Raw genomic sequence first — 17,957 nt, 5'->3', positions numbered from 1 at the left:
ACCTTTCGTCAACTAACTACGTCGGGCATCCGCCAACTAGCGTTAAACCCGTAACCTATCATTCTACTCTTGAATGTCGAAGATGCTCTCCGACAAATCGAGATGCAGGAGCACTTTAGCGCCCTTGCCCGGGGCCGATTCGACGCGTGTATAAGAGTGCGGTCCATAAAAGCGATGGATGCGCTCCGAAATATTGTGCATGGCCACACCGGCGCCGCCGCCCTGCGGAGAGCTCGCGTCGGGACGGGCGGAGCGTTCGTCAAACAGTCTGGCAGCGGTGCCTTCGTCCATGCCCACGCCGTTATCGGCGACCACAATCAAAATCGCATCTTCGCCATCCCTGTGGACCGACACGTCGATCCTCAGTGCATCGTCGTCGCCCATACCATGGCGCACGGCATTCTCGACGATTGGCTGGATTACAAATGCCGGCACCAGCGTGTCCTCGACGTCCTCGGACACGTCGAAGGTCGCCAGCACGCGATCCTCGCCAAAGCGCGCCTTCTCAAACGTCAGGTAGCGCTTGGTCTGCGCGACCTCGCGCGACACGGGAATGAGCGAGCCCGAATTGTCGAGCGTGGCGCGATAGAACGAGGAGAACTCGCGCAGCAGCTCGCGGGCGCGCAGCGGATCGGTACGCGTAAACGACGCGATGGTGTTGAGCGTGTTGAACAGAAAATGCGGGTTGATCTGCGCCTGCAGGGCACGCACCTCGGCACGGGCCGTGAGCTCCTTTTGCACCTCGAGCTCGTGGATGGCGAGCTGCGTGGACAGGATCTCGGCAAAACCCGAGGCAAGCGCGTACTGAGTGCGGTCGACGGCACGCGGGGTCTTGTAGTAGAACTTGAGCGTACCGACGGTGCGGTCGCCCACCTTGATAGGAGCGATGATACCGGCAGGAACATAGTTGTGCGAGCCATCCGAACCCACCACGTCCACCACACGGTTGAACGACTGGACGATACCGTGCTCGATGACGTAGCGCGTGGCAAGTGTGTGGATGGGCGAATCGGGCAGCAGCTTTTCCTCAAACTCGCCCGCGCAGGCCAGCACGTTGCTCTCGTCGGTGATGGCAACCGTCATGGCACGCGTCTCGGGCAAAATGCGCTGGCACACCAGACGCGCCGACTCCTGCGTCAGACCGCCTTTGATGTCCTCGAGCATGGCAGAGGCCACCGAGAGCGTCTCTTCGGTGTACTGCGAACGCACCGAATCGGGATTGAGCGTCAAATAGATAAAAATGCACAGAAAGATGCACAGCAGTGCGCAGGCGACCACGGTCGCGATCGGCTCGATTCCAGTCGCCAGGGCAAAAATAAAGTACACCAGCACGCAAATGGCGCAGACAACGGCAATCACGCGAAAGATTGATATTGAATTATCGCGCTGGGCGCGGCGGTCGATCATTCAGTCCCCTCCAGGATGCTGGTCAGTTGTGCGTCGCGCCAGAGCCCGTCCATGATCTTGGGCCAGAAGCTCTGGAAACGCAGGTAGCTTGCGGCGTTTTGGCGCGCGTAGGTCTTGGCTTCGTCAATACCGTGACGCCAAATGCGCAGGTATCCCTCGTGCTCGCGGGTAAACATGCTGCGGACCATGGCGGTCTTGCGCACGCGGTCGTCGAGCTCGCGCGAAATCCACGGGCCCGGATAGGGCATGAGTGACGCGGCCGTGACGGGAACGAGCTCCTGCTGGTGCGCGGCAAATGTCAGCTTGGCACGCTCGTAGTACCAACGGTACACGTCCTGCATAAAGCGCGGCGAGCGCTTCTCGGACTCGGGCGGCAGGTGACGAACGACCCACTCGTTGTCAAACCACACGTCATAGCCAAACATGCGCATGTTAAAGAGGTAATCTAGGTCCTCGCCTCGGGTGATAAACGGGTCAAACGCCACACGGGTAAAGGCGCGGGCATGAAGCGCCACAAGGCCGCCGCACACGTAGTTTGAACGAGAGATACGGGTGCCCGAGAGCGCCTTTTTCATCCAGCGATTAAACTCGATGCGTTTGGTCCACCAACGATGGCAAATGCCCACCTTGTCTGTGGGCGCCAACGGCGATCCGTCTCGATCGTAAAAGTAACCGCTCTTAACCAAAATCGGCAGGCCTTGACGCGTCTGCTGGCCCAGTGCATAGGTCGCGCGCTTCATAAAGTCGGCATCGATAACGGTCTCGTCGTCATCCAAAAAGACAACGGCATCGTGGCCGAGCACCGCAGCGCAGGCAAGCCCCATATTGCGAATGGCGCCGTATCCGCGCAGACTCACGCACTCGCCCGAGCCCTTGGGAGCAATCTGCGCCACACGGTCGGCGATACGCGATGCCTGGGTGTTGGTAACCACGGTGACCTTGAGCGTAGGGTGCGCGTCGACGATTTCGTGGACACGCTTCGACACATCAGCCGTGGCCAAGATGGGACAGACCACCAAAAGGATAATCCTCGGAATGTCGCGCACCTGCTCGAGCGAGGCCAGGCAGCGGTCGAGCTCGGGATTGGTGGCGTTGAGCTTCGTCGAGTGGTCATAGACGCCGGGAGCGTTTGCACGGGCATCATCGCCCGCCCAGTATGTTGGAATCACAACCGTGGCGTTCATGCCTTCCCTCCCTGCAACACAAAAACGGGGCGCCGCCAAACACAGGCGACGCCCCGCGACCTAGCTGATTCCATCATACCCACTTGGGCAAATCATTGCTCGCAAGTCGCAATGTTTATTGCGGATAACCCCAAAAGAGTACCGCGGACAGGCACAATAGCCGCTCGCTTCTATGCGGCCCGCTCTGCCGCCTGAGTCATGCGAGACAGGCGGACCAGCAGCACAAAGCCAACGACCAGCAGCACGCCAATGGAAAGGACGCCTAGCGACGGGTTGCCGGTCAGTGAGGTGACGACCGACACTAGGAAGGTGCCCATGACGCTTGCATAACGACCAAAGATGTCAAAGAAGCCGTAGTACTCGTTGGATTTTTCCTTAGGGATAATGCGGCCAAAGTAGCTACGGCTGAGCGCCTGCACGCCGCCCTGGAACAGACCGACCATAATGGCAAGCACCCAGAACTCAAAGGCGGTCTTTAGGAAGAATGCGGCGAACAGCACAATGCCCATGTAGGCGGCGACCGCCACCAGGATCATATTGAGCGTGCCCACGCGTCCGGCGAGCTTGCCGTAGATGATGGCGGACGGAAAGGCCACGAACTGCGTAACGAGCAGCGCCAGCACCAGCTGGGTCGAGTCGATGCCTAAAGCCGAGCCGTAGCTGGTAGCCATGGAAATGACCGTGTGGACGCCATCGATATAGAAGAAGAACGCGATCATGTAGACCAGCACGGTCTTGTTGTGGGCGATCTCGCGCATGGTGTGTCCGACCTCGGAGAACACACCGCCCACGATGTGGCCGATGGTGTCCTCGGGACCGCGCTCGCGACCGTACTTTTGCTTATAGGTGCGAATGAGCGGCAGGGTAAAGATGAGCCACCAGGCACCAGTGATGATAAACGACAGACGCGTTGCCAGCATGGTGGGGACGCCAAGAGCGGGGCCACCCATGATGAGCGCCAGGCAGATGATGAACGGCACGGTGGAACCGATGTAGCCCCAGGCATAGCCCGAGCTGGACACGGCGTCCATGCGCTCGTCGGTGGTAATGTCGGGCAGCATGGCGTCGTAGAACGTCATAGAAGAGTTAAGGCCGATGGTGCACAGCACGTACACGGTCAAAAATGCCATGGCGGACATTGGGATAGCCTGCGCCAGGCAAAGAACCAGGCCCGTGAGGAAGAAGCCCAAGAAGAACTTAATCTTGTTGCCGGCGTAATCGGCAAGCGCGCCCAGAATGGGCATGAGCATGGCAATGACCAGCGAGGCGATCGTCTGAGCGTTGCCCCAAGCGACCACCAGGTCTGCCGAGGAAGCACCGGTATTGATGGCGTTAAAGTAGATGGGCACCACCGAGGTATTGAGCAACACGAGGGCCGAATTGCCCACATCGTACATAACCCAGTTACGCTCGAGCTTGGTGTATTTCATGGACAGGGCCCCTTCGTATTCGCCCGATATGCAGTTAGTTCATCGTACCCCAATTGCACAGAAGCGCTGGTAAGGATTCGGCAAAGGGGCACGCACGGGCCCTACTCCTCGCGGTCGAACTCCTCGTCGGCGTCGAGTACGCGGCCGCTATAGTTGATATGGCCGGTCACGGCATCCATGTCACCGGTCTCGATAAAGCGGGCAACGGTGAGCTCGTAATCGGTCAGCGCGCGCTCAAAGACCTCGGGGAAGCTCTCGGTCGAGACCTCATCGGTAAAGGGATTCTTCCATGTCAGGTGGCCCAGGTTACCGGTGCGCTCGGGCAGCTCCGTCGTCACGCGATGAGCAAGGCCGTCGAGCAGCGAGTAGTCATGCACCAAGCCCTCAACCAGGGCAATCGCGCGCGTCTTTACCGAGCCGGCCGGCTCAATGGTGCGATAGAGCATCTGCATGTCCGAGACGGCGCCGGCGTACTCCCCCGCCGGGATGTCGATACCGTACACGCGCCCGGCGACGTAGCTCATCAGCACGCCGGCAACGCGATTGATGCGGTCGGTAGTGACGATCTCGCCCGCCGGCGGATAATCCTCGACCGTTGCCCCATCGCGCTTGAGCTGCAGCATCAGCACGTCCAAGTCGCTTTCGAGCACGGCATGAACTTGACTGCCCGAAGCCTCGAGCTCGGGATCGGAATCTACAATGCCAAACTGCTGCTCGTAGACAAAGGGGTGGGCATTGCGGTCGAGTACATAGTGAGACAGCAGGCCCAGCGCAAAGGCGCGGCCCAGATTGGCGTCGCGCGGCTGCAGGTGCGACACGCCGTCGCGCAGGCACGAGAACTGGCGCGACATGCGCGAGCGGTGCATGACCTGAGCAAGCGACGTGCAGTCGGAAACGCGCGGCGTGAGCATGTGGAAGAAAAACGGGTCGGGACCTTGGTTTCCCAGGATAAAGGCGATGCGCTCCTCGTCGGACGTAATAACGCCCTGCGGAAGACGGTCGATGCTTTCCTCGCCAAACAGATGATGCGTAATGAGCGCGGGCATAATGATCCTTTCGATTTCATTCGATGTCACCCATTATGCCCACCGCACGGTCATGCCAAACCTGCGGCGGTAAACGATGATATGCAGACTGCCTACGCAAGTCCCAAGTGCGCCTTGACCTCGGCAGCGCGACGACGGGACACAGGCACCGTCGAGGTTACGCGATCGAGCCTGAGCTCCATAAGACCCGTGGAACCGATCTCGACATTATGCACGTCTTCCAAATTGACCAGATAACTGCGGTGGACACGGATAAAGCCCTCGGAGGCCAGGCGCCGCTCGAGCGAGGAAATCGACTCATTGATCAGGTATGTTCCCTCAGCGCAGACGGCGTTGCAAAAATCGGCGCGCGCCTCAAAGTAGCAGACATCCGCCACGGGAATGAACACCCTTTTGCCCCCACGATCCACCGTCAGGCGCAAAGGCTGGCGCGGAGCATGGACGACACGGCGAGCGCCCAGGGCGGTCTCGATCTTGTCGAGTGCCTTTGACAAGCGGGCATCCTCGACCGGTTTGACGATGTAATCGACAGCATCGAGGTTATAGGCATCAGCCGCATACTCGGCAAATGCCGTCACAAACACCACGACTGGCGGCGTCTTTAGGTTCTGCAGCGTCTCGGCAAGCTCAATTCCCGAGCGACCGGGCATGGTAATGTCTAAAAACAGCACGTCGGGCTTGTTCGACAGAATCGACTCCACGGCTTCGGTGACATTGCCCGCCTCGGCAATCTGACCCACACGCGTATCCTTTTCCAACAGATAGCGTAGTTCAGCCCTAATGGGAGGCTCGTCATCAACCACCAAGATGTTCCAGCCTTCGGACATATGCGCTTCCCCTCTTTTCTCTCAATCCAACCGCGTACTACACCGTTAGCGGCACCGGCTCATGCGGCTCGCCGTTCAACTCAACGATGACCTGCGTTCCCACGCCCTCCTGGGACTTCACGCGCATGCCAGAATCTTCTCCGTAAAAGAAATGGATGCGCTGAAGCACGTTGAAGAGCGCCAAGCCGCAACCTCGCTTGATGGAGCCGTCGGCGGTAATGCTCTCGGGCTCCTCTCGGCGATGCTGCTCAAACAGATGCGCGCAGACTTCTTCGCTCATACCGATGCCGTCATCTTCGACGATGATCTCCAAGCCGTCATCGGTCTCAAAAGCCCTAACACGAATAGAAAGCGGCTCGGTCTCGCGCTGCGCATGCTTGATGCAGTTTTCGAGCAGCGGCTGCAAGATAAACGGCGGCACCAGGCTGTCGCGCACCTCAAAGTCGATGTCGGCCGAAACGCGCAGACGGCCGTCGCCATACCGGGCCTGCATAAGATTGATATAACGGGTGCCCTGTTCCACCTCGTGCTCGAGCGTGGTGAGCGTATCGGAATCAGAAAGCGTCTGACGATAGTAGTTGGAAAAGTCGATCAGCAGCGATCGCGCCTTGTCGGGCTCGGTTCGAACGAGCGACACGATCGTGCTAATGGTATTGAATAGAAAATGCGGGTCGACCTGCGACTGCAGGGCGCGAAGCTCAACGCGAGCCGTGAGCTCGTCCTGGCGCTCGAGCTCAAAGCTAGCGAGCTGCGTGGAGATGAGATCGGCAAAACCCGAGGCAAGGGCCGTCTGACGCATATCGATGCTGCTCAGGCGGGGGTAATACAGCTCGAGTGTGCCCACGCAATGCCCGCGCACGGTAAGCGGCGCGACAATGCCGGCGCGCAGGCGGGGAAAATAGCCGCCCGTCTCATTGGAGGCGTCGCGCGAAAACACACTCTGTTCGCCGGACTCGATCACGTTGAGCGTGGTCTTGAGCACGACCGGGGTGCCGGCAGGGCACTTTGCCGAGTCCTCGCCCCAGCTTGCCAACACCTGCTTGCCATCGGTAAAGCAGATGGCAGAGGCGATGGTCTCGGACAGGATGATTTTAGAGGCGCCCAGGGCCGCTTCGGGCGTAAGGCCGCGCGACGTGTAGGCGAATATTTTTGATGCGATGGCAAGCGTACGGTCGGTTGCGCTCGATGTGAGGTCGTCGGGGACCACAAAGACATACGAGAAGAAGAAGCACAGCATGACCATGCCGGCAATGACCACGACGCCCGGAACGGGATTGGGATTATCGGTTAAATCCCAGATAAGCAGCAGGATAAGCGCCGGAACGACAACACCGAGCAGGATGGCCTGGACCACATGCTGGGCCGTACGAAAGACCTTGGTAGAGTTGTAGCTCTTGCCCAGAATCAGCCTGTTTAAATCCACCGTCATCCCCTTTTATCTATCGCACCCATAGCAATAAAGAGGGCCGCAAGCGACCCTCTCCATTGCATTATGCAATCAAAAACTGTGTTTTACATCCAGTCGTCGATGAACGGTAGTTTAGGCGCTGTATTTGTTGGCCTCGCCAAAGGTGCCAGCCTCGACGATCCAGCCGTCCTTCATGATGACGTCCATGTTGTCGGTGTTGAGCACGTGGATGTCGGCGGCGACGTCACCGTTGACGACCAGCAGGTCGGCGCACTTGCCGGCCTCGATGGAACCGGTCTCGTCCTCGATGTGGCACATCTTGGCACCGTTGAGGGTAGCGCAGGTGATGGTCTCGACCGGGGTGAAGCCGATCTTGTCGACGAACTCGTACATCTCCTCGATGGAGCAGGTGCCATACGGGGTTACGAAGGAGAAGGAGTCGGAGCCGATCGTCATGACGACGCCGCGCTTCTTGGCCTCGCGCAGGCAGTCGTAGTTGCGCTGCAGCTCCTTCTCGACCAGGGTGCCCTCGTACTTGTCGTGCAGCTCGGGGACGTAGACGGGCGGATAGGTGGCGTACCAGGTGGGCAGGAAGGCGATCGTCGGGGTGAAGAAGGTGCCCTGCTCGGCCATGAGGTCCATGGTGCGCTCATCGATATCGAAGCCGTGAATCAGCTGCTCGCAGCCAAAGCGGACGGAATCGTAGGCAGCGGCGTGGTTGTTGTAGCAGTGGCTCCACACGGGGATACCGACCATCTTTGCCTCTTCGACCACGGCCTGGATCTCCTCGGAACAATAGTGCTGGTCGCGACCGGAGTCCCAGCGCCAGATGCCGCCACCGGTAGCCCAGATCTTGATGGCATCGGGGTTCTCGCGCAGGCGACGACGAACGGCCTTGCGCAGATCCCAAGGGCCATCGACCTGGTCGCCCCAGGGGTGGGATTCCTTGTTGAGCTCCTGGGTGCAGTGGTGGGAGTCACCGTGACCGGCAACACGGCAGAAGCCCAGACCGGTGGCCAGAACGCGCGGGCCCTTAAAGACGCCCTTGTCGATGCAGTCGCGAATCTGGATACCAAAGCGGCCGATCTCGCAGACGGTGGTGAGGCCGTGGGTGAGGCAGTCGTAGGCCTGCTTGACGGCGACGGCCTGCTTCTCGAGGAGCGGTTGCATGACCCAATCGGTGTCATCGTCGGTTAGGTTGCCCGAGAAGTGCAGGTGGGTGTCGATCAGGCCGGGAAGGACGGTCTTGCCGGCGGCGTCGATGACCTCAACGCCCTCGGGAAGGTCCTGCATAACACCGGCGTACTCGATCTTGCCGTTGTCGTCGACGAGAACGAGGGAGTTCTCGACCGGCTCGGCGCCGGTACCGTCGATGAGCTTACCGCCAACGATTGCATACTTAGTGGACATGGTTCCTCCTTATGGATCCATATATGTGGGCGAGGCCGTGTTGGGTCGCGGCCTCACAAAGCTACCCAAGTGATGCCGGGTTCGGTGCGCGGGAGAGAGGGCACCGCGCACCCGATCCGCCCCGGCTAGGCGTTACTTTTTGCGAGAATTGGTGAAAGCCATGAGGGCCAGGCCAATAGCCAACCAGCCGATCACGATGCTCCACTCCACCATGTTGAGAGAGGCGGGAGAGAACGGAATCACGAGCAGGCCGATGATGATGGCGCAGGCAGCGATAGCGAGGCCGATGCCAAACTTGCCGCCGGGCACCTCGTAGGGACGAGGCAGGTCGGGCTCGGTGAAGCGCATGCGCAGGCAGGCGAGGGCGACCATACCGCAGGAGAAGATGAAGGCGAGAGCCGACACGTTGGTCAGAGGGATGAGCATGTTCTTGCCCAGGAACGGACCGATGACGGTGATAACGCCCAGAACGACGCAGGCGAGCTTGGGAGCGCCGGACTTGGGGTCGACCTCGGCGAACTTCTCGGGCAGTTGGCCCTTGCGGCCCATGGCGAGCATGATGCGGCTCGTGGCGCCGTAGAAGGAGTTCATCGGGCCCATGGGTCCAAGCGTGGCGATGACGAGCATGGCCAGGTACAGGAGCATGTTGATACCCTTGAGGCAGGCAAGCGCGGGAACCGGGCTCTTAACAAACTCATGCCAGTCGAGGATGGTGCCGAACGAGTAGATGCAGACCATGTAGAAGCCGCCGGCGGCCAGCAGGGCCAGGGAGATGATCTTGCCGAACTTGTTCCAGTTGAGGCCCTCGGCTGCTTCCTCAGCCTGCTGAGGAATGGTGTCGAAACCGGCGTAGAAGAACGGAGTCAGAACCAGGACCGACACGATGCCGGCGAACAGGCTGGTGCTCTCGGTAGCGGCCTTGCCGCCGCCAGCGCCGGCAACCTGGGAGAACACAGGCATGGCATTGTCCGGCGAGCCGGTGAACAGCGAGACGCCCATGGCGAGCAGCATGCCGCAGAGCAGGGCCTTGGTCAGGAAGGCCTGGAGCTTGGCGGCCGAGCTGGCACCGCGGAAGTTGAGGAAGATGACGTAGACTGCAAAGCCGAGCGCAATCAGCGTCGGGAACAGGTAAACATCGGCGCCCAGGATGGTGTAGAGCTTGACGGCGCGCAGCCACTCAAGGCCGGGCAGGCTGCCGAACATCTCGGACACGAGGGTCGAAATGGCGATGGCCTCCCACGGGCACAGGATGCCGTTGCCCAGGGCCAGGAGCCAACCGGTGATGTAGCTCAGCGTACGGCCAAAGCTACGATCGACATACTCGACAATGCCACCCGAGATGGGGATAGCAGCCGTGAGCTCACCGAAAACAGCTCCGACGGGCACGAGGAAGATTGCACCCAAGAGGAATGCGATCATAGCGGGAACGGGACCGCCGCCCACGACCATCCAGTCGCCGACCTGCAGAACCCAACCGGTACCGATGATGGCACCGAAACCGATGGTGAAGAAGTTCCAGAGCGAAAGCGTTTTCTTCATGCCGCCGTTATCCTCGACTGCAACTTCTGCGTTCTTGTCCGCCATTGTTCCCCTCCTTTCCTTTTTGACGCCCTTGGCGTCACCCCTTGCGCGGTCCGTTTTGCCGCGCGCTTTTATTCCGTGGCTTTAAGATACGGCCTTGGCACAGCAGCTCCGCTTGTAGCTCGACCGATGGCAGAACTGCAAAACGAGCGGCGCCATTTTTGGGACGAACGGCACAGTTTGCAGCCCATTGTTGCCGCCCGCCCGACGGGCGTACGCTCATCGGACGCATATAGAGATGTTTTTGAGGCCGTGTGTTTTGCGCCTTTCGTACCGTTTACCGAGCTTTTGACGCGCAGACCCCTTTGTTGCACATCTTTTTTGTAGGATAGACAGGTTATACATGAGACAAGGCGGTACGAATGGCATACGGATACAACGACGGTGATCAACGGCGACAAAGTGTTCGCCTTGCTGGCCGTACCACGCCGACGCCCAGAAGGGCCCCGAGCAGCAATCCGCAACGCCCTCAAGAGCAACCCAGACCTTCGTCTCGGCAGCAGACAAGCAGAACACGGCAGAGTGGCCGTCCGAGCACGGGCACAAGCGCGCAGCAAGATAGCCGCTTGGGTGCGCGCACTCGACAGCGTCAGGCCGAGGTTCCGCAACTGCGCCGCAACGGCGCACGTCAGCCCGGCATCCATATCAACCGCTTCTTTTCGCATCCCCAAGGCGGACGCGACGGCAAGCCCTACCGCTCGACATCGTACGTGAATGCCCCCGCCCTGCCGGCTCGTCGGCTTCGCCTCGCACTGTGCTCTATCCTCACCTGTCTGGTCTTTGTGCTTATGAGCTCCTGTATGTCCCACGGCTCGGCCGGTCTCGAGCCCACCGCCGAGGACAAGCTGCTCAAGGCCCCCGTCGCGCCCGGTTATTCTTTCGCCTTTTCGACCCCGCGCTCGCAATGGCAAGCCGGCACGATGCCCCATATCTATCAGATCGACCCCGCGTGGTCGGAGTTGCCTTACGCCGGCGGCACCATCCGCCAAAATGCCTGCGGGCCTACGTGCCTCACCATGGTCTATATCTTTAAGACGGGACGCACCGATATGACCCCCGTCGATATGTGCGCGCTTTCCGAGGCGGGCAATTACGCCCCCACCGGTGCAACCGAATGGTCTTTTATGACGAGCGGCGCGTGGCAGTTGGGACTTAACGGAACGGAACTCCATAACGATCGTGACTCGATGACTCAGGCGCTGCGTTCGGGAGCGCCCGTCATCGCCGCCGTTCGGCCGGGCATCTTTACCAACGTGGGCCACTACATTGTGCTTTACGGTATTGACGACGCCGACCAGATTGAAGTCTTCGATCCCAACTCGGCCAGCCGCAGCGCCCGCCGCTGGGGCGTCGTAGAGGTCCTCAACGAAGTCGAAGCCATGTGGGCCTACTACTAGTCACTGGGGACAGACTTAAATGAGTGGTCTCTGGATGCCCGGAACTGCCGGCACGGAAAGCGCATCCTGCTTTGGGGCCCAATAGCGGGGTGCGCTTTCCGTTAGCGGCCCGTTTGGGAAACTAGGGACCGCTTTTCGACAATAATCCGGGATGCATTTTCCGATTGAGGGCCTCAAGGGAAACCGCACCCCATGTTGGACGCTCATTCTGGAATGTGCTTTCCGCAGTTGATCGATGCGGCCTTTAAGGACTGTCCCAAGCTGCCGGCAGGAAAGGAACGTCCCCAAGTGCCGGGTTTCCGCAGCCTGCAATGCTCCTCATGAACAGCCGCCTCAATAACAAAAGCCCCCGCGGCCGAAGCGGACCGCGGGGGCAACAGACCTGCAAGAGTTAACTCAAGTCCTCGCCATTTGATGCAATGACCTTTTGGTACCAGCAGAAGCTGTCCTTTCGGTAGCGATCGAACGTGCCTTTGCCCATATCATCGGCATCAACATAAACAAAGCCATAGCGCTTCTTCATCTGCCCCGTCGAGGCCGACACCAAATCGATACAGCCCCACGGCGTGTATCCCATCAGGTCAACACCGTCCTCGACAATTGCATCGCGCAGCGCAAGAATATGCCTTCGCAGGTAATCAATATGATACGCATCGTGGACTTTGCCGTCTTCCAGCGCATCGAGTCCGCCCACACCGTTCTCGGCGATAAAGAGCGGAAGATGGTAACGATCGTGGTAGCCGGCAAGCGTCACGCGCAAACCCAGCGCATCGATCTGCCACTTCCAGGCAGTCTCTTTATCCTTGAGGTACGGATTGCGCAGCGTCGGGAACACGTTGCCCTCCGCCTTCTCGGCGATCACCTGATCATCGGCGCACACCAAGCGCGAGCAATAGTACGAGAACGAGATGAAGTCGACCGTATGCTCTGCCAGATACTCCGTATCGCCCGGCTCAAAGGGCACGTGAACACCCTCTTTCTCGAGTGCACGCAGCTTCCAAGCAGGATAGGCGCCCGCAGCCATCACGTCTGTGTAGAAGTAGCGGCCGCGGTCCTCCTCATACGCAAGCCATACGTCCTCGGGCGCACAACGGTACGGATAGGTCGCACCGGCAGCGACCATGCAACCCACCTTGTTTGCGGGATCGATCTTGTGCAGAATCTCGACAGCGCGAGCGCTCGCCATAAACATATGGTGCGAGAACGCCGCAGTCACGGCTGCACGGTCACGCTCATCCTCGAGCGTGACACCCGCGTTGAGATAGGACAGCGCCACGCTGTTGATCTCGTTGAACGTAAGCCAATAACGCACGAGGCCCTGGTACGCGCGTCCGACGGTCTCGACGTAGTGCGCATACCGCTCGATCATCTCTCGGCTTTGCCAGCCACCATAGCGCTCGACCAGAGCCAACGGATAGTCGTAGTGCGACAGCGTCACAAGCGGCTCGATTCCATGCTCGCGCAGCGCCTCGAATACCTGACGGTAAAACTCCAAGCCCTCGCCGTTGGGCTCGGCCTCCATCCCTGTGGGAAAAATACGGCTCCAGCAAATTGAAAGACGCAGGCACTTAAAGCCCATCTCGGCAAAGAGCTCGACATCCTCGTGCCAATGATGGAAGAAGTCGTTGCCCCAGCGGCATGGATACAGCCTGTCCGGATCGTCCACGGGCTTTTGCCTGCCAAACATTACATCCCAGCGGTCGGAACCCTGTGGGATCAGGTCGGAGTGCGACATGCCGCGGCCGCCCTCGTTCCAGCCCCCTTCGGCCTGGTTGGCGGCGAGGGCACCACCCCACAAAAAGCCCTCGGGCATACCGGCGGCAGACGTTCTGTCAAAGCAACTCATGCTACTCAGCATCCTCGGCAGAAGCTGCCGCGGCGTTCTCCTGCTCCTGAGCCAGGAGCTGATTATCGTACACCTTAAAGAACGGGTACCAGACCACAGCCATGACCACGATCAAAACGATCGTAAACACCCAGATGCGCGGGTCGAGGCACTGGACAAAGCCCTGAACGAAGATGGGGAACGTGCCGCTCACCAAGATGTAGAAGTTAGAGACAAGACCCAGTGAGACCGCACCCCAATACAGCAGGGCCGAGATCATGCCGCCTAGCACAAACGGAATCATGAGGATCGGGTTGAAGATGATGGGCGCGCCGAAGATCGCGGGCTCGGAGATACGGAAGAAGCTCGGCACGATCGATGCCCTGCCAAATGCCTTGAGCTGCTGCGACTTTGCCCTAAACGCGCAGAGCGCCACAAAAGAGAACGTATTACCCGTGCCGCCGATGAGGTTGATGGCCAACGACATGAGCACCGGGTGGAACTCAAGCGGCTGCCCGGCAGCATAGAGCGAGGCGTTGGCGGCAAAGGCGGCAAGCGAGACCGGGGCGGTGATGGGCATTACGATCATGTTGCCGTGGACGCCAAAGCACCAAAACAGCAGAGTCATGAAGCAGATAAGCAGTGCGCCGGGCACAGAGTCAACTGCGACGGAAAGCGGGGCAGCGAGCAGCTTCTCGATAACCGAGGGGATGGACAGCGCGGGATCGATCATCTGGATCAGCAGGTTGCCGCCAAAGAAGATGAGGATGTTGGCGAGCATAGGTACGATGGCGCCAAAGGTTTCGGACAAAAACGGCGGCACGCCATCGGGCATCTTGATGGTGATGCCCTTGGTCTGGCAGAAGCGCGTGACCTCGACGGAGACCAAGGCAACGATGATGGCGGTAAACAGGCCCTGCGCACCCAGATAGGTGCAGGGGACCGCCTGGAGCACGGACTCGTCAGCAAGCTGGTAGTAGGACGACGGCGCCGCGGCGATCAGGAACATCACCAGCGAGGTCATGCCGGCGTTAAGCTTGGGCATCTTGTAGGTGCCCGCCAGGTTATAGGCGATTGCGAACGTCACGATCACCGACAGTATGCCCATCGTCATATTGAAGGGGATGAGCAGCGTGAGCTTATTGGCCGTCGCAAAATCGAGCCAAGGGCCAAAGACGGACCAGAACCCGCCCTGCGCCACCAGGTCGGCCGTGACCGGCGGGTTGGCGAGGATCATAAAGACGGCAGATACCAAGATGAAGCTGATCGCGCTCATAAAGCCCTTTTGCATGGAGGCAAAGTGGCGCTCGGTGCCGCAGAAATTGGCGATAGGGGTCAGTTTTTCCTGAAGCAGGGTCATGAACTTCTCCATGGTCGCCTCCTAACCCAACAGCGACTGGGCGAGTGCCAGCACGTTGGCGGCGTTGCCCATGCCGTAGTCCTGTGCGGGGATGACCGCGGTCGGCTTACCGCTCCCCTGCTTGACGGTGTTGAGCTGGTAGGACACCTGCGGCCCCAAGAGCAGCACGTCATAATTGGCGCACGTCTCCTGATACTCGCCGATACCCACCGCATCGATATCGAGCTCGATGCCGTTTTGCTCCGCATATTTCTCGAGTTTCTTCATCAGAATGCTTGTAGACAGACCAGCTGCGCAAACAAGAAGGATCTTCATAAGGGATTCCCTTCGCATTGATTGGTTGGATAGTCACCGCACGCCGCTAGGCGTTCTTGGTTGCAGTGCACTCATACAGGCAGATCAGCTCCTGCACGAGCTCCTGAGCAAGCATGGAGCACATGAGGTGGTCCTGAGCATGGACCAGCAACACATCCACCGACAGATGCTCGCCCGCTGCCTCAGTCGAAAGCAGCTGCGTTTGAATGTGGTGAGCCTTGATTCCCGCATCCTTTGACTGCTTCATGAGTTTGGCGGCGGCGTCAAAATCCCCCGCTTTTGCCTTTTCAAGGGCTTCGAAGGCAAGGCTGCGTGCCTCTCCCGCTGCAGCGACCAGCTGAAACGAAACCATCTCGGTTCCCTGATCGTCCATAACGGTCTCCTCTCCCGTGATGTTTGGTTTGTACTTGAATATTCGAAACGCCTATCTCCCGCCCGCAATCCTCGAGGTTTATTGCAGGTAGACAGACAGGGTTATCGACAAAAGAAGTCTTAAGCCGTATGCGCTTGCACAAGCGCCATCAGCTCATGCCAGGACCGGCGCTCGCGTAGGCGCTCGACCCCCTGGCGGTCCATAAAGATCTCGGCGAGCAGTGAGCTCAAGATCCGCGCCTCATCGCCGCCCGACCGGGCAAACGACACCATAAAGACGATATCGACCTCATGGCCGTATTCGTCCCAAAGAATGGGATGTTCGAGCAGGCCCACGGTAACAAAGGCCTCGGCGCTCAAGGGATGCATCCCATGGGGCATGGCTACCCCATTGCCAAACGAGGTGGCACTCGCGCTCTCGCGCTCGGCGACCTCTTGGGCAAACGGGGCATCGACACGGCCGCTCTCGACGGCGCGCTCGGAGAGATATCGGAGAACGGCCTGCTTCGACGACGCCTCAACGCGGTTGAAGAACAGGGCACGGCTAAAGAAAGAGCTTACGGAGTCCGATTGCGCAGTGTCGTCGCTCAGCACCTTGCGGATAGCGTTGACATCGCTCGTCTCCAAGAAGAAATCGGCCTCGCGGACGGGCACGGGCAACTTGACGTTGAGCGGCACCGTTGTGAACACGTAGTCGATGTGCGAAAAATCGAACGTTCCCACGCGGGCGACATCGCATGTCTCAATCGAATCGATATACATGCCAAACTGCTTGCGGTACTGGTGCTCGAGCATACGGGCGCTTCCCGCTCCCGAGGCGCACACGATCAGGATGCGCTTGCGACGCGGCTGGTCGGCTTGCTGCTCGAGGGCCAGGGCAAATGCCATGGCGATGTAGCCGAGCTCTTCATCAGAGGGCTGGCTGCCAAAATGACGCTCGAGTACCTGCGAGGTGCCAGCTGCCATCGAATAGGCCAACGGAAACCTCGTCTTGATATCGGGCAGCATGGGGTTATCCATATGCATGTGATATTCAAGGCGATAGCCCAGAGGGCCGATATGCCGAGCAAGGTTCATGCGAAGTTCAAGATCGCCGCTAAAGTCAAACCTAAACTCATCGTTGACCGCACGTACCATCTCGGAAGCAATCTCCCACATCTCGTCCGAGATAACGACAGAGCCCTTCTCGGGCACGCCCGTGCCCCTGCCGAGCAAATGGATTGCGATAAAGGCAACCTCTTCTCGGGGCATGCTCACGCCCAGGGCATCCTTGATGTTTGCGGCAATCTGGAAAGCCGCGGCGTATTCGCGCGTTCCCTCCAGTTTTTGAACGTCCGATTCTGCAGCTGGGACATAGCAGCCCTGCTCGATGCGGCCAAGAGCAATGTAAAGATGCATGATGAGATTGCGGGATGCCAGCGAGCTCACCGTGACGGGCGAGGCCGTCAGGGCATCGTCCACACATGCGGCGATGGCCCGCAGGCGCTCGGCGAGCTTTGCATCGTCGGTGTCGGGCAACACGGGCCTCACCAGCGAGGCCAGGCACAGGCGCCGTTGTGACTCCCCGCCCGCAACGCGGATTCCATAGCGTGGGCGCTTTTCGAGCGTTAAGTCAAATTGGGCGAGTTTCTGCTCTACCAGACGCATGTCATTGGACAGAGTTCGCGCCGAAACGTAGAGTAAATCCGCATACTCCTCAATCGTCACCCACTGGGACCGCATGAGGAGGTCGTTAAGAAGGAAGGACACACGGCCATCGCGCGTATCAGGAATGCCCGGATGGGCCAGAGCCGCACCGTCTAGCAAGCGAGCAAGCTCATCTGCACGTGCAACATCGATACGATACTGCCCCTTGCTGCCAACGATGCGTGCAACCCCTGCAAGGCTGTCGTTTGCGCGATGGATATAGTTTCTCACGGCGCGCTCGCTTACCTCGAGACGCTTGGCAAGTACCGCGACAGCGACAGGCTGAGCGTCCTCGATCATATTTACAAGCTGCTTGACGCGAGCATCCATGTCCTCCTCCTTTCCCTGCGTCTAGTCTAACGCGGTAAAGAATGACACTCCACGTCGCGCTCGTTCCGCCAACTCGGAACAGGTTGCGGGGAGTCCAGCTGAGCTATGGAGAGCCTGGGGAGAGGGCCCGAAGGCAATGCGTCGGTGTGGGATGCGCCTTCCCAGCCATTGGGCAGTCATTGGGGACAGACTTAAATGAGTAGTCGTTGGGGACGTTCTTGTTTGACTAGTCGTTTAAGAACGTCCCCAATGACTATTAAGGACTGTCCCAAGCTGCCGGCAGGAAAGGACCGTCCCCAAGTGCCGGGTTTGTCCCCAATGACTAGGTGAATAGCAAAAGCCCCGCAGTCGGAGCGGACTGCGGGGCTCATGAAGAGAG

14 protein-coding genes are annotated in these 17,957 nt (G+C 59.4%); 1 reads left to right on the top strand and 13 read right to left on the bottom strand.

Annotated elements, in window-relative coordinates:
* Positions 1-63: 63 nt before the first annotated feature.
* The 8 genes from DW823_RS04710 to DW823_RS04675 form a co-directional block, all read right to left on the bottom strand.
* Complete coding sequence (locus DW823_RS04710; protein WP_118080680.1) at positions 64-1,407, bottom strand: histidine kinase; 1,344 nt, start codon at positions 1,405-1,407, stop codon at positions 64-66.
* Positions 1,404-2,591 carry a glycosyltransferase gene (locus DW823_RS04705; RefSeq protein ID WP_118080678.1) on the bottom strand — a complete coding sequence of 396 codons (1,188 nt, stop codon included), beginning with the start codon at positions 2,589-2,591 and terminating at the stop codon, positions 1,404-1,406. Before DW823_RS04705 ends, DW823_RS04710 begins: the two co-directional genes overlap by 4 nt.
* Positions 2,592-2,761: 170 nt before the next feature.
* On the bottom strand, positions 2,762-4,021 hold the full coding sequence (locus tag DW823_RS04700) for an MFS transporter (RefSeq protein ID WP_118080676.1): 1,260 nt from the start codon (positions 4,019-4,021) through the stop codon (positions 2,762-2,764).
* A gap of 101 nt (positions 4,022-4,122) precedes the next feature.
* Positions 4,123-5,067 (bottom strand): zinc dependent phospholipase C family protein, encoded by a 945-nt coding sequence (locus DW823_RS04695; RefSeq protein ID WP_118080674.1) that lies wholly within the window; start codon positions 5,065-5,067, stop codon positions 4,123-4,125.
* A gap of 92 nt (positions 5,068-5,159) precedes the next feature.
* On the bottom strand, positions 5,160-5,894 hold the full coding sequence (locus DW823_RS04690) for a LytTR family DNA-binding domain-containing protein (RefSeq protein ID WP_118080672.1): 735 nt from the start codon (positions 5,892-5,894) through the stop codon (positions 5,160-5,162).
* A gap of 37 nt (positions 5,895-5,931) precedes the next feature.
* Positions 5,932-7,317 carry a sensor histidine kinase gene (locus DW823_RS04685; protein WP_233542991.1) on the bottom strand — a complete coding sequence of 462 codons (1,386 nt, stop codon included), beginning with the start codon at positions 7,315-7,317 and terminating at the stop codon, positions 5,932-5,934.
* 117 nt (positions 7,318-7,434) lie between these two features.
* Complete coding sequence (locus tag DW823_RS04680; protein ID WP_118080668.1) at positions 7,435-8,712, bottom strand: amidohydrolase family protein; 1,278 nt, start codon at positions 8,710-8,712, stop codon at positions 7,435-7,437.
* A gap of 132 nt (positions 8,713-8,844) precedes the next feature.
* Positions 8,845-10,296, bottom strand: a complete 1,452-nt coding sequence (locus DW823_RS04675; RefSeq protein WP_118080666.1) for an APC family permease — start codon at positions 10,294-10,296, stop codon at positions 8,845-8,847.
* Positions 10,297-10,859: 563 nt separating this feature from the next.
* On the opposite strand from DW823_RS04675, the gene DW823_RS09915 reads away from it, so the two are divergent.
* Positions 10,860-11,690 carry a C39 family peptidase gene (locus DW823_RS09915; protein WP_233542989.1) on the top strand — a complete coding sequence of 277 codons (831 nt, stop codon included), beginning with the start codon at positions 10,860-10,862 and terminating at the stop codon, positions 11,688-11,690.
* A 391-nt stretch (positions 11,691-12,081) separates the two neighbouring features.
* Here DW823_RS09915 and DW823_RS04665 read toward each other — a convergent pair whose 3' ends face one another.
* The 5 genes from DW823_RS04665 to DW823_RS04645 form a co-directional block, all read right to left on the bottom strand.
* Complete coding sequence (locus DW823_RS04665; RefSeq protein WP_255415131.1) at positions 12,082-13,536, bottom strand: family 1 glycosylhydrolase; 1,455 nt, start codon at positions 13,534-13,536, stop codon at positions 12,082-12,084.
* Between the two features lies 1 nt (position 13,537).
* Complete coding sequence (locus DW823_RS04660; RefSeq protein ID WP_117776361.1) at positions 13,538-14,887, bottom strand: PTS sugar transporter subunit IIC; 1,350 nt, start codon at positions 14,885-14,887, stop codon at positions 13,538-13,540.
* 9 nt (positions 14,888-14,896) lie between these two features.
* On the bottom strand, positions 14,897-15,190 hold the full coding sequence (locus tag DW823_RS04655; protein WP_117648560.1) for a PTS sugar transporter subunit IIB: 294 nt from the start codon (positions 15,188-15,190) through the stop codon (positions 14,897-14,899).
* A 46-nt stretch (positions 15,191-15,236) separates the two neighbouring features.
* Positions 15,237-15,563 (bottom strand): PTS lactose/cellobiose transporter subunit IIA, encoded by a 327-nt coding sequence (locus DW823_RS04650; RefSeq protein ID WP_117648559.1) that lies wholly within the window; start codon positions 15,561-15,563, stop codon positions 15,237-15,239.
* Between the two features lie 119 nt (positions 15,564-15,682).
* On the bottom strand, positions 15,683-17,578 hold the full coding sequence (locus DW823_RS04645; RefSeq protein ID WP_118080664.1) for a BglG family transcription antiterminator: 1,896 nt from the start codon (positions 17,576-17,578) through the stop codon (positions 15,683-15,685).
* Positions 17,579-17,957: the final 379 nt, after the last annotated feature.

The sequence above is a fragment of the Collinsella sp. AM34-10 genome, assembly GCF_003469185.1.
GTDB lineage: Bacteria > Actinomycetota > Coriobacteriia > Coriobacteriales > Coriobacteriaceae > Collinsella.
The sequence above is the reverse complement of the archived record's forward strand: the minus strand, read 5'-3'. Positions and strand labels throughout refer to the sequence as shown.